The 12,707-nt window shown below is 73.0% G+C and carries 11 protein-coding genes; 6 read left to right on the top strand and 5 right to left on the bottom strand.

Features of this window, described 5'->3' with window-relative positions; genetic code table 11:
- Positions 1-180: 180 nt before the first annotated feature.
- The 3 genes from BKA00_RS31430 to BKA00_RS31420 form a co-directional block, all read right to left on the bottom strand.
- Entirely contained in the window at positions 181-999 is an 819-nt protein-coding gene (locus tag BKA00_RS31430; RefSeq protein ID WP_221493370.1) for an IclR family transcriptional regulator domain-containing protein, read from the bottom strand.
- Between the two features lie 69 nt (positions 1,000-1,068).
- The gene (locus BKA00_RS31425; RefSeq protein WP_185031213.1) at positions 1,069-1,473 is read right to left on the bottom strand and encodes a hypothetical protein; all 405 of its coding nucleotides are present in this window, start codon (positions 1,471-1,473) and stop codon (positions 1,069-1,071) included.
- A 117-nt stretch (positions 1,474-1,590) separates the two neighbouring features.
- A complete protein-coding gene (locus BKA00_RS31420) occupies positions 1,591-2,007 on the bottom strand; it encodes a PGPGW domain-containing protein (RefSeq protein ID WP_185031211.1) in 417 nt (138 codons plus the stop codon).
- Positions 2,008-2,263: 256 nt separating this feature from the next.
- Between BKA00_RS31420 and BKA00_RS31415 the strand changes: the two genes are divergently transcribed.
- The 6 genes from BKA00_RS31415 to wecB all read left to right on the top strand — a co-directional run bounded on the left by BKA00_RS31415 (position 2,264) and on the right by wecB (position 10,745).
- Entirely contained in the window at positions 2,264-3,400 is a 1,137-nt protein-coding gene (locus tag BKA00_RS31415) for an acyltransferase family protein (RefSeq protein ID WP_185031209.1), read from the top strand.
- A 274-nt stretch (positions 3,401-3,674) separates the two neighbouring features.
- Positions 3,675-5,099, top strand: a complete 1,425-nt coding sequence (locus BKA00_RS31410; protein ID WP_268248238.1) for a bifunctional cytidylyltransferase/SDR family oxidoreductase — start codon at positions 3,675-3,677, stop codon at positions 5,097-5,099.
- Positions 5,100-5,204: 105 nt separating this feature from the next.
- Complete coding sequence (locus BKA00_RS40700; RefSeq protein WP_185031205.1) at positions 5,205-7,013, top strand: CDP-glycerol glycerophosphotransferase family protein; 1,809 nt, start codon at positions 5,205-5,207, stop codon at positions 7,011-7,013.
- A 38-nt stretch (positions 7,014-7,051) separates the two neighbouring features.
- On the top strand, positions 7,052-9,031 hold the full coding sequence (locus BKA00_RS31400) for a glycosyltransferase family 2 protein (RefSeq protein WP_185031203.1): 1,980 nt from the start codon (positions 7,052-7,054) through the stop codon (positions 9,029-9,031).
- Entirely contained in the window at positions 9,028-9,651 is a 624-nt protein-coding gene (locus BKA00_RS31395) for an acyltransferase (RefSeq protein WP_185031201.1), read from the top strand. Before BKA00_RS31400 ends, BKA00_RS31395 begins: the two co-directional genes overlap by 4 nt.
- Positions 9,648-10,745 carry a non-hydrolyzing UDP-N-acetylglucosamine 2-epimerase gene (gene wecB / locus BKA00_RS31390; RefSeq protein WP_185031199.1) on the top strand — a complete coding sequence of 366 codons (1,098 nt, stop codon included), beginning with the start codon at positions 9,648-9,650 and terminating at the stop codon, positions 10,743-10,745. The genes BKA00_RS31395 and wecB overlap by 4 nt, the downstream gene beginning before the upstream one ends.
- 9 nt (positions 10,746-10,754) lie before the next feature.
- On the opposite strand, the gene BKA00_RS31385 is transcribed toward wecB, so the two are convergent.
- Positions 10,755-11,309, bottom strand: coding sequence for a hypothetical protein (locus BKA00_RS31385; RefSeq protein WP_185031197.1), 555 nt, complete (start codon positions 11,307-11,309; stop codon positions 10,755-10,757).
- Positions 11,310-11,329: 20 nt separating this feature from the next.
- On the bottom strand, positions 11,330-12,703 hold the full coding sequence (locus BKA00_RS31380) for a glycosyltransferase (protein ID WP_185031195.1): 1,374 nt from the start codon (positions 12,701-12,703) through the stop codon (positions 11,330-11,332).
- Positions 12,704-12,707 lie beyond the last annotated feature (4 nt).

The raw sequence follows: 12,707 nt of genomic DNA, 5'->3' as shown, positions 1-12,707 counted from the left end.
CACCAACCTGTCCACCGCGTCCGGCGCCGCGCAGGCGGCGGGACGGCTGGGCACGGCCGCGGAGATCGTCGGCCCGATACTGTTCCTGTCCTCGCCGCACGCGGCTCCGCGCGCCCATCCGGCCGAAGCTTCGTCGCCGGACCGGGGAGCGGGGGCCCGCCCGCCGCCGGCTGAGCCGGGTCAGCGCCCGCCGAGCAGGCGGGAGATCTCCGCGCACGCCTCCTGGACCCGGGGCCGGATCTCCTCCAGGAGGCGCGCCGTCGGCACCTCCGTCGCGGGCACGGCCACGTTGACGGCGGCCACCGCCGCGCCGGACGCGTCCCGGACGGGCGCCGCGACCGACCGGAGCCCGTAGGCGAGCTCCTCGTCCTGGAGGGCCCAGCCGCGGCTCCGGATCTCCGCCAGCGCGGGCCGCAGCGCGTCCAGTGAGGCCGCGGCGTTGGGGCCCGCCGCCCCCGCGAAGGACTCCTCGGTCAGCACGCGCTCCAGCTCCGCGTCGTCGAGCTGGGACAGCAGCATCTTGCCCATCGAGCTGCGGACGGCCGGAAGCCGCGACCCGACCTGGATGTTCGCCGTCACCAGGTCGTTGTTGCGCAGCCTCACCAGGTACAGCACGTGGTCCCCCGACAGCACGCCGAGGTTGGCCGTCTGCCCGGTGGCGTCGGCGAGCCTGCGCAGCGGCCCGTCCGCGAGCTGGACGAGGTCCAGGCTGCGCAGGGCCGAGAAGCCGAGCGTGAGAACCTTCGGCGCGGGCCGGTAGGCGCCGTCCGGAAGCTGCTCCAGGAACCCCTCGGCGGTCAGGGTGGCCGCCATCCGGAAGGCGGTCGGAAGGGGCAGGCCCGCCGCCGCGGCCATGTCGGTCAGCTTCATGGCCGGGCGCTGCTCGGAGAACAGCCCGAGGAGGCGCAGGCCCTTCGCCAGCGCCTCCACGTGGTAGCCGCTCTTCGGACCGCCCCGGTCGCCGGCGGCGCGGGGCGGCGTACGGTCACGCGGGGGCACGGGCGCCTCGCTTTCTGCCTGGCCTGCGGACACTGCGCCCTCATCGTACGGACGCCGCGTCCGTGCGCGTCACCGCACGGCGGCGGAGTAGGAGTCCGCGTGCTCGTTCCTCCTCACGGTGAGGAATCCGGCGAGCGCGGCGAGCGCCGCGACGGCCTCCCCGGCGAAGCTGATCGTCTTGTCGGCGTACCACTGCGGGTCGTACATCCGGGGGATCGGGCCGAGCTGCCCGAAGTCGACGAAGTAGTACAGCAGCACGGCACCGGCCGCGCTCGCCGCGACGACGAACGCGATCGCGTACGTCCACCTCCGGGCCCAGGCGAGCACGAGCAGGGCCGCGACCGCCGCCGCGATCGCCTGGCCGTAGAACAGGTCGTCTCCCGGGATGACGTCGCTCGGGGTGTTGGGCCCGGGGGCCATGTCGGGCGCGAAGCGCCAGTGCACGACGGCGTCGGCCGCGAGTCCGGCGGCCACGAGTACACGAAGAAGGATGCCCATGCCCATTGCACGGCGAGACCCGTCCGGCGGATCAACCCGGCGGAACATTCGTCTTGGCCGGGCCCGGCCAAGACGGTCCGTCCGCCCGGCGCGTCACTCGGGGAAGCTCTCGGCGCGGCGGGCCCTGACCCGCCGCCAGCTCCAGAACAGCAGCCCGAAGAGGATGAAGCCGGACAGGATGAGCCCCGAGCCGGTGCTCCATCCGCTGAGCGGCAGCTCCTCCACGAGCCCCCAGGCCACGCCCGCGCCGAACAGCGCGAGACCGGTGAGGACGGAGCCCGTGAGGCGCCACCAGGACGTCACGCTCTCCTCGGCGGCCTGGATCGCCCGCTCCCGGACGGGCTCGACGTAGCGGTTCACGGCCGGGAACTCGCGGGAGAGGATGAGCAGGCCCGCCAGCACGAGCAGCAGCCCGGGTCCGGGCAGCACGAGCAGGGCGACACCGGCCAGCAGCACGGCGCCGCCGACGATGATGACAAACCCCTGCCGGGTGGACCTCCCGTATCCCATGCGCCTCCCCGTCCCCGAGTTCCACCGGGCCCGTTCCCGGTCCCTGCCCCGCCCGCGGCATCCGGTAACGGCCGCGCCGGGTACCGGCCGGTCTACCCGCCTCAGCGGATCTTGCGCGCGGCCCGCCGCCGATTTCCGCGGGTCCGGCCCCGCGGCGCCCTCCCGTGACGCCCCGGCAGCGCGCTGTGACTCCGGGGGTTCTGGCGCGTTTCGTTAGGTATGCTCCACGAGCCCCTCCCAGGATCAGAGATCTTTCATGACACAGACACCCGAGGCGTCCGTCGTGCCGGTTCCAGACTCCGCCGAGGCGGCGGTCCCCGGCTCCGCCCCGGCGGCCGCGTCCCCCGCATCCCCCGCCCCCGCGGAGCGCCCGCTGGACAAACCGCGGACACCGGGCGGCGCGGCTCCCCGAGGACGCGACCCGCACCTGGACAACGCCAAGTACCTGGCGATCCTGCTCGTCGCGGGCGGGCACGCGCTGTCCGGCCTGCGGGACGTCCCGCTGGCCGCGGCGCTCTGGAACTTCATCTACCTGTTCCACATGCCGCTGTTCCTCATGATCAGCGGATACCTGTCCAAGCGGTTCACGCTCACCGACGACAAGGCCGTGCGGCTGGTCGGCTCGACCATCGCGCCGTACCTGATCTTCCAGTGCGCCTACAGCCTGTTCGCCTGGGGCGTCGACGGGCGGAAGCTCCAGTTCGACGCGCTGGACCCCTACTACCTGACCTGGTTCCTGCTGGCGCTGTTCGTCTGGCGGCTGCTCACCCCGGTGTGGCGGCGGCTCAGGTTCCCGCTCGCCACGGCCGTGCTCGTCGCCCTCCTCACGTACATGGCCGACATCGGGAACACGCTCGACCTGTACCGGATCCTCGGGCTGGCGCCGTTCTACGTCCTCGGGCTGACGCTGTCGCCGGAGGTGATCCAGATCGTCCGGCGGCCGTGGGCGCGGATCACGGGCGCCGCGCTCCTGGCGGCCGCGCTCGCGGGCGCGTACCTCACCCAGGACCGCATGAACGCGCGGTGGCTGAACTGGGACACCTCCAACGGCGACCTCGGCGTGGACGAGCTCACCGGCACCGTGATGCGCGCCGGGCTGCTGCTCACCGGGACGGTGCTGATCCTGGCCTTCCTCGCGGTCACCCCGTCCCGCCGCACCTGGTACAGCGATCTCGGCTCCGCCACCATCTACGGCTACCTGCTGCACGGCTTCGTGATGCGGCTGTTCACGTTCGAGGGCTGGCACAAGCTCGCCTGGTTCGACACGATCCCCGGCGTGCTGTCGGCCCTGCTGGCCGGTTTCGTCATCGTCACGGTGCTGAGCACCTCCCCGGTGCGCCGGGTGACCCGCTGGGCCGTCGAACCCGACATGAGGCCCCTCTTCGGCAAGTGAGACGGGCCACGGCGCGGGGGGGCGCGGCGGCCGCAACGATCACGGTCCGGGCCGCCGCAACCCCCGTCACGCAAGGGTTACCGGAAGCTGGAAGGTCGATGAATTCGCCTCAAAGTTCTACAGACCGGGTAGAGTAAGGCGGCAGTTCCCCCCTGTGCGGATCACCAGCCCTGCGAAAGCCGCGCCGCCCGCACCCCCAGATCCCACGGGTGACTGCACCACGTTCGGTTGTCGGCCGCCGTTCCGGCTGCCATGAAGGAGAAGGACGGTCGCATTGGTCAAGGCGCCGCAGGGTGAGCATCGCGTCGTCGCCGTCATCCTGGCGGGTGGCAGCGGACAGCGGATGGGTCTCAGCACTCCCAAGCAGCTCCTCAAGATCGCCGGGAAGACGATCCTCGAACACACGCTGGGCGTGTTCGAGGAGGCCCCCGACGTCGACGAGATCATCGTCCTGATGAACCCCGGCTTCCTCCAGGACGCCGCGGACTGCGTGCGCAAGGCCGGCTGCACCAAGGTCAAGGCCGTGCTCCCCGGCGGGACGTCCCGGAACGCCACCACGCAACTCGCCCTCGACGCGCTCGCCGACCACCCGGCCGAGACGACGAGCGTGCTGTTCCACGACGCGGTGCGCCCGCTGCTGTCGCAGCGCATCATCCGCGACTGCGTGGCCGCGCTGCGCGAGCACCGTGCGGTGGACGTCGCCATCCCGTCCGCCGACACGATCATCCAGGTCGACGAGGACGTCATCGTGGACGTCCCGCGCCGGGCGAACCTGCGCCGCGGGCAGACCCCGCAGGGCTTCCGCCTCGCCACCATCCGCGACGCCTACGAGAAGGCGTGGCGGGACGAGAACTTCGAGGCGACCGACGACTGCACGGTGGTGCTGCGCTACCTGCCCGGCACCCCGATCTACGTCGTCCCCGGCGACGAGCACAACATGAAGGTCACCGAGCCCGTCGACATGTTCGTCGCGGACAAGCTGTTCCAGCTCGCCTCCTCCGACGCCCCCGACCTGACCGAGGACGAGTACGCCGAGGCGCTCGGCGGCAAGACGATGGTCGTGTTCGGCGCCAGCCAGGGCATCGGCCTCGCCATCGCGGAGCTGGCCCAGCGGTTCGGCGCCCGCGTCTTCGGCTACAGCCGCGGCGCCACCCGCACCCACGTCGAGCGGCCCGAGGACGTCGCCGGCGCGCTCGCGCAGGCCTACTCGGCGACCGGCCGCGTCGACTTCGTCGTCAACACGGCGGGCATCCTGCGGATCGGCCGGCTCGACGCGATCGACCCGGACGCGATCGAGGAGGCGCTGCGCGTCAACTACCTCGCGCCGATCCACATCGCGCGGGCGTCGTACCCCTACCTGGCGAAGACCGGCGGGCAGCTGCTGCTCTACACGTCCAGCTCCTACACCCGCGGGCGCGCCGACTACAGCCTGTACTCCTCCGCCAAGGCGGCCACGGTGAACCTCACCCAGGCGCTGGCGGACGAGTGGTCCGGCGACAAGGTGCGGATCAACTGCATCAACCCCGAGCGGACCAGCACCCCCATGCGGACCGCGGCGTTCGGCCAGGAGCCCCCGCACACCCTGCTGAGCGCCGACCAGGTGGCCCGCACCTCCCTGAACGTCCTGCTCTCCGGCCTCACCGGGCAGGTCATCGACGTGCGCCGTGAAGACCCCCTCAGCGGCGGCCGCTCCGGCTGACCGTCCCACCCCCGCACGCGCCCGCTCGGCCCGGCGGGCGCGTTCCCCCCTTCCCTTCTCCCCAACTGCGCCACCCCCCAGGCGCTGACAAGACGGAGGTGTGCCGTGCGGCGTCTCGTCTCCCGGTACTCGGCTCTCACGCGGTACTCATCGGTGCTGTGGCTGCCCATCACGCTCGGGCTGCTGGTCGGGGCGGCCGCGGCCGGGTCGCCCTGGGCGTTCCTCGGCGCCGCCGTGCTCTGCTACGCGGCCGAGTTCGGCGTCGGCCGGACGCTGCCGGACGCGGCCAGGCCGCTGCGCTGGGGCCAGATGAGCCCGGGCGCGCGGGTCCTGGTCCGGCAGGCGGCCCTGGTGCTGCTGCTGGTCCAGTCGGGCGACGCCGGGAGGCCGACCGTCGTCCTGGCGGCCATCGGCCTGCTGCTGGTCGACTGGCTCCGGGCCGCGACCCTCGCCGGCGCGGTCGCCTCGCGCCGCGTCAACCGGCTGCCCTTCGCCACCCGCAACCTCGGGGAGGGCGAGCCGACGCTCCCCGCCCCCGCCGCCCCCTGGCAGGCCCGGCTCACCCTCCTCCTGGAGAGCCACGCCGACCTCCCGGCGCTGCTGTTCGGGACCGTCGGGCTCCTGCTCGGCGTCCCGGTCCTGGTGGTCGCCGGGCTGCTCGGCACCGCCGCCGCCGCCGTCGCCGTCGCGGCCGCGCAGCTCCCGCGGCTGCGCCGGATGCGCGCCCTCCTCAACGCCGACCGGACGGGCCGCGACGTGCAGCGCCGCGTGAACCGGTACAAGCCCGAGGTCGTCCTGTACTTCACCGGCCCGCCCACGACCGTCTACCAGGCCAACATGTGGCTGGAGACGCTGGAGCGGCTGGACCGCAAGGCGATGGTCCTCGTGCGCTCCCCCGAGGTCGTCCGCGCGCTCGCGCCCACCTCGCTCGCCGTCGTGTGCATCACGCGGGCCGAGGACATGATGAACTTCGACCTCGGCACCGTGAAGGTCGCGCTCTACCCCGGCAACACCGGCAAGAACCTCCACCTGCTCCGCGAGGAGCACATCAAGCACGTGTTCGTCGGACACGGCGACAGCGACAAGGGCCCGAGCTCCAACCCGGTCAGCAAGGTCTTCGACGAGGTGTGGGTGGCCGGCCCGGGGGGCCGCGACCGGTACCACAACTCCGACGCCGGGGTGCGCGACGAGGCCATCGTCGAGGTGGGCCGCCCGCAGCTCGGTGAGATCACCACCGAGCCGTCCGGCGGACCCGTCCCCACCGTCCTGTACGCGCCCACCTGGGAGGGCTGGGACAACGAGCACGGCTACAGCTCCCTGCTCGGCATGGGCGAGCGGATCGTCCGGACGCTGCTGGAGCAGGGGCCGCGGCTGCGCGTCATCTACCGGCCGCACCCCTACACCGGCCGGCGGCTGCCGGAGGCCGCCGCCGTGCACGCCCGGCTCATCAAGATGATCGAGCAGGCGAACCGGGGCGGCGCGGGCGGCCACCAGGTGGTCACCGGCGCGGACGCCTCCCTCTACGAGTGCTTCAACCGGTCGGACATGCTGATCACCGACATCTCCAGCGTGATCTCCGACTACATCCCGAGCCTGAAGCCCTACGTCGTCACCAACCCCGACGGGATGGACGAGAACCTCTTCAAGACCGAGTTCCCGTCCGCGTCGGCCGCCTACCTGCTGAGCCCCGGCTGCGGCGAGCTGGCCGACATCCTCGCCGTCGCGGCGACGCCCGGCCAGGACCCGCTGGCCGCGGAGCGGCGCACGCTCCGCGACTACCTGCTGGGCCCCGAGCACCCGGACGCCATGACGCGGTTCGCCGCCGCCGTCGACGCGCTCGCGCAGGCCGGCCCCAGGTCGACGATGTACCGCGACTCCGGCCGAGCCGTCTCGGCGGCCACCGAGCACGCCTAAAGTGGCCCTCACAGTCACTTCGCGAGCGTAGAGGGGCCATGACGCAACCCCTGGTCAGCGTGATCGTCCCGGTGTACCAGTGCCGGGACGCGGTGGGCGGGGCACTGGAGTCGGTCTTCGCCCAGTCCCTGCCCGCCGAGCAGGTCGAGGTCATCGCCGTCGACGACGGCTCGACCGACGGCGGCGGCGAGCTGCTCGACGAGCTCGCCCGCGCCCACGACCGGCTGACGGTCGTCCACCAGCCGAACTCCGGAGGCGCGGGCGCGCCGCGCAACCGCGGCCTGGAGCTGGCGACCGGGACGTTCGTGTTCTTCCTGGACGCCGACGACCGGCTGGGCCCGGAGGCGCTGGAGCGCATGACGGCGATGGCCGAGCGCAACGGCACCGACATCGTCCTCGGCAAGCAGGTCGGGACGGGCGGCCGCAGGGCGCCCAAGGTGTTCGACCGCTCCATCGAGCGCACCCACGTCCTCGACCCGGACTGCGACCTGTTCCCCCGGATGTCGATGGCCGCGCTCCAGCTCTTCCGCCGCTCCCTGGTCGAACGCGAGAGGCTGCGCTTCACCGAGGGCATGCTCTCCCACGAGGACCAGCTCTTCACCGCCGGCGCCTACCTGGCGGCGAGCGGCGTGTCCGTCCTCGCCGACTACGACTGCTACTACTGGGCGGCGCGGACGGACGGGTCGAGCGCCACCCAGGTCGGCGGGGCCCCGCCGGCCGAGGTGCACGCGATCGCCAACCGCGCGATGGCCCTGGTCGCCGAGTACGCCGAGCCGGGCGAGCTGCGCGACCGGCTGCACTACCGGTACCTGCTCCTGGAGGTCTTCGGCCTGCTCGAACAGCGGTACCTGCCCGCGTCGGGCGAGGGCCGCGAGATCATCCTCAAGGGTTGCCGCGAGCTGCTGGAGACATGGCTCACCCCGGGCCTGCTGGAGCTCTACGACCCCCGGCGGCGCGTGTTCGCGCACTGCCTGAAAAACCATCTCGACGAGGAGCTCGCGGAGGTCCTGCGGTTCCACCAGACCGGAAGGCACCCCGGCCTCCACATCGAGGACGGGCGCGTCTACCTCAAGTACCCGTTCTTCCGTGACGCGTCGGCGGCCATCCCCGACGCGTGCTACGAGACCCGTGAGCCCGTGCGGGTGCGGCACGACCTCACCGGACTCTCCTGGACGGACGACGCCCTGCGGCTCACCGGCGAGTTCCTGCCGCACCACGTGGACGAGGCGGCTTCCGCCCTGCACCTGGTACTGGAGGACGGCACCGGAACCCGTCACCGGATCGAGTGCCAGGTCTCCTCCTCCGTCCGCACCGACAAGGGCCTCGCCACCACCTACACGGCATCGTTCCTCCCGGTCCCCGGCTCATGGCCTGATGGACGGTGGACCATGGCCCTGGAGGCGGCGGTCGGCGGCCTCACCCTGACCTCCCCCGTCGTGAAGCCGCGCGGGTTCGCCGTCCCGCGCGCGGCGGTCGCCCCGGCGGACGGACGGTGGCGCCTCGTCCGGCCGCTGGCGCCGCACGAGCGGAAGAGGCTGACGATCGAGGTGGGCGGCGCGCTCAAGCCCACCGACTTCGAGGACGTCCAGATCGGTCAGGCGCGGGGGCGCCGGCTGCGCGTGGAGGCGGATCCACCTCCCGTCCTGGGGGCAGGCGAGTCTCCGGCGATGACCGTCGTCCTGCGGCGCTCCGGCAAGGGCGGCGGAGAGATCCGCACCGCCCTGCGGCACCATCCCGGACGGCCGTCGCACCGGTGCGCCGACCTGCCGGTCGCCCGCGCGCACCCCGGCGTCTGGCGCGCCTCATTCCAGATCGACGGCGTGGGCGATCCGGTCGCCGTGCGGCTGCCGGAGGGCACCGGGCGCCTCGGGCCGCTGACCGCCTCGCTGGTGCCGCCCCGCCGCGCGTACGTCAGGCTCGACGAACGCCCGCTGGCCGTGCACATCACAGACCCTCTGCGCGCGCGGGCGGGCAGAGCGCTGGGCTCGATAGCTTCGCGACGGAAAGGTACCGAATGAGCCACCGCATCCTGCCGAGTGCGCAGGTAGACCCGAGCGCCGAGCTCGGCGACGGCACCACCGTCTGGGACCTCGCCCAGGTGCGCGAGAACGCCCGGCTCGGCGAGGGCTGCATCGTGGGCCGCGGCGCCTACGTCGGCGCGGGCGTGCGGATCGGCGACAACGTCAAGCTGCAGAACCACGCGCTCGTCTACGAGCCCGCCGTGCTGGAGGACGGCGTGTTCGTCGGCCCCGCCGTGGTGCTCACCAACGACCGCGAACCCCGCTCGGTGGCGCCGGACGGCAAGCTGAAGCGCGGCGACGACTGGGAGGCCGTCGGCGTCCACGTCGCCGAGGGCGCCTCGCTCGGGGCCCGCAGCGTGTGCGTCGCGCCGGTCCGCGTGGGCCGCTGGGCGATGGTCGCCGCGGGCGCGGTGGTCACCCGCGACGTCCCCGACTTCGCGCTGGTCGCGGGCGTCCCCGCCCGCCGCATCGGCTGGGTCGGCCGCGCGGGGGCCCGGTTGACCGAGCGGCCGGACGAGCAGGGAGTATGGGAGTGTCCGCGGACCGGCGAGCACTACGCCGAAGTGCCCGCCGGGGACGGTTCGCAGGTGACGGTCCTCATCGAGAGGGAACAATGAACGTCAAGGTCCTCAGCATCGTCGGCGCGCGGCCGCAGCTGGTGAAGCTCGCTCCCATCGCCGCCGCCCTGGCCTCGCAAGACCACCGGCACGTCATCGTCCACACGGGGCAGCACTACGACGCCGACCTGTCGGACGTGTTCTTCTCCGGTCTCGGCATCCCCGACCCGGACGTGCACCTCGGCGTGGGGTCCGGCAGCCACGGCGTCCAGACCGGGGCCGTCATGTCGGCGCTGGACCCGATCCTGGAGAGGGAGCGTCCCGACTGGGTCCTCGTCTACGGGGACACGAACTCGACGCTGGCCGGGGCGGTGTCGGCCGTCAAGCTGCACCTTCCCGTCGCGCACCTGGAGGCGGGGCTCCGGTCCTTCAACCGCCGGATGCCGGAGGAGCACAACCGCGTCCTCACCGACCATGCCGCCGACCTGCTGCTCGCCCCCACCGAGGAGGCGATGCGCCACCTCGCCGCCGAGGGACTCGCGGAGCGCAGCGTCCGCACGGGCGACGTGATGGTGGACGTGTGCCTCCGGATGCGGGACTCGGTCCTGGCGGGCACCGCCGGCGCCCCCGGCCTCCCGGAGGGGATCGATCCCGATCAGCCCTACATGGTCGCCACCCTGCACCGGGCGGAGAACACCGACGACGCCGCGCGCCTCGGCCTGCTCACCGACTCCCTCGCCGACCTTCCGGTCCCGGTGGCGCTCCTCGCCCACCCCCGGCTCGTCGCCCGCGCCGAGGCGCACGGGATCAAACTGGAGCGGGGCGCCGTCCGGGTCGGCCGCCCGCTCCCCTACGCCGGCATGGTCGCGGCCGTGCTCGGCTCGCAGGGTGTGATCACCGACTCCGGAGGCCTCCAGAAGGAGGCCTTCCTCCTCGAACGTCCGTGCACGACCCTGCGCACCGAGACCGAATGGCCGGAGACGCTGGCCGGCGGGTGGAACGCGCTGGTCCCCGACCCCGGTGAGCTCGGCGCCTCCCAGTGGGCGGCGACCGCCACACGGCCCGCCCCGGACGCGCCGCGCGGCACCCCGTACGGCGACGGCCGCGCGGCCGAGACCGTCGCGGCCGTCCTCGCGGAGCGTGCGCGCGGCTGAGCCTCCCGGTCAGCCCGCCGGATCGAGCGTCCTCACCTGCTGCGTCGTCACGGTGAGGTCCGGATGCCGGCGGGCCAGCCGCCAGGCGCACGGGACCGACACGTCGTCCATCACGATGACCCGGCCGACCTCCGCCATGTCGACGGCGCGCAGGGCGCCGCGGCGCGCGAGGCGGGCCAGCAGGAGCGGCCGGACGTGCCGGTAGAAGGGCAGGAAGAGCCGCCGGTGGACGGCACTGGAGACGCGGCTCTGCACGCGTTCCGCAACGGCGCCCGGACGGCCGAGCCGCTTCAGGGGCCGCACGATCCTGCGGGGCGCCCTGCTCACGAGCGCATGCTCCAGCCTGAGCAGCGGATGCCCGGCCTCGGGCCCGTCCAGCCGGTGCAGCCGAGCCCTCTCGTCCAGAGTCTCCCAGCCCCTCGGCTCGGCGGTGACCACGTCGACCCGCGCTCCCTGCTCGTCCAGGAAGGACGCGGCCAGGCCCATCACCCTCTTGTGGCCGCGTCTGTGGCTTCTGGGGTCCATGGCCAGGATGAGCACCCGGGGGGCCCGTCCAGCGTTCATGTCGTCGCCTCCCAGCGTGGTCATCCGGCGGCGTGCCCGCGGTCCGCCAGCTCGGTCAGCCGCCGCACCAGCGGCTCCAGCGACACACCGCGCTCGAACCGGCCCGCGTAGGAGCGCGCCTCGTCGAGCTGCCGCTGGTCGAGCCCGGCGGCGGCCTTCGCGGCCGCGACCATCGACCCCGCGACGGCCCTCGGTTCCAGCCCGCCGGGGTTGAACCACAGCGGGTAGTCCCGGAGGACCTCCTCCGCCGCAGAACCCGGGGCGTGGACGGACACGACGGGACGTCCCGCCGCCATGTACTCGAAGATCTTCCCGGAGGTCACGTAGCGCGCGCCTCCCGCCAGGAACACCAGGACGTCGGTGTTCCGGTAGACGTCGTGCAGCTCTGTCTTGGACACCGGCCCGCGGTACCGCACGCCGGGCGGCAGGCTCTGCCCGCCGTCGCCCTCCCCTTCGAGGCCGGTCGCGAGCCTCTGGTGGAGGCTGCCGTCGGCCCCCTTGAAGAACCCGAGGTAACCGTGCAGGTCCAGCCCCGCGTTCGCCAGGTCGGGATGCTCGCGGGCACGGTCGAAGCCCTCCAGCATCGCCTCGATGGGCTGGTTGCCGGTCAGCGTGCCGACGTAGGAGAAGCGCGGGCGGCGCTCCTTCCCTCCGTCGAGGATCTTCGTGGGCGGTCCGACCGTGTCGGCGAGGGTGTCGGAGTCCCAGCCGTTCGGCACGACCATCATCCGGTCCGCCGCGTGCGGGTAGCGCTCGGCGTGCCAGGACCGGATCGCCTCGTTGACGAAGACCACGTTGGACGCCCGCCCCAGCACCCGGCGCTCCCACGCCAGGGCCGGGTGCCCCTCGTCGAACGCGGGCCTCTCGTTGAACAGATCGAGGGTCCAGGCGTCGCGGTTGTCCAGGATGTAGGGCGTCCGGGTCAGCCGGTTGAACAGCCACGCCGCCCCGAACGAGGTGAACGGGTTCCCGGTCGCCAGGACGACGTCGAACCCGCGGCGGGCGTGCATGCGCAGCGCGCGGCGCACGCTCGCGAGTCCCCAGGACGCGTAGTGCTCCGGGAACACGTGCTTCTGCCCCCAGTCGTAGCTCCGGCGGGCGAGATGCGGGAACGTCCCGCGGAACCTGCCGAAGTCGTGCAGGTCCCGCTGCCATGCGAACTGGTGCAGACCCGGCCGCACCACGGTGATCCGCGGATCGACCGAGTCGAGCAGCTTCTCGTCGAGCGAGCCGATGGCGTCGCGCAGGAAGGACATCGGCGCGGCGAAGACCGTGACGTCCCATCCCCGCTCGACGAGGAGGTTCGCCGTCGCCCGGGGACGGTAGACGCCGCTGGCCCGCGAAGGCGGGAAGTAGAAGGCGAGGTACAGAAGACGCGGACGGCGTTTCGTCATGGTT

It is taken from the genome of Actinomadura coerulea (genome assembly GCF_014208105.1).
Taxonomy (GTDB): domain Bacteria; phylum Actinomycetota; class Actinomycetes; order Streptosporangiales; family Streptosporangiaceae; genus Spirillospora; species Spirillospora coerulea.
This window is presented reverse-complemented; position numbering and strand designations above follow the sequence as displayed.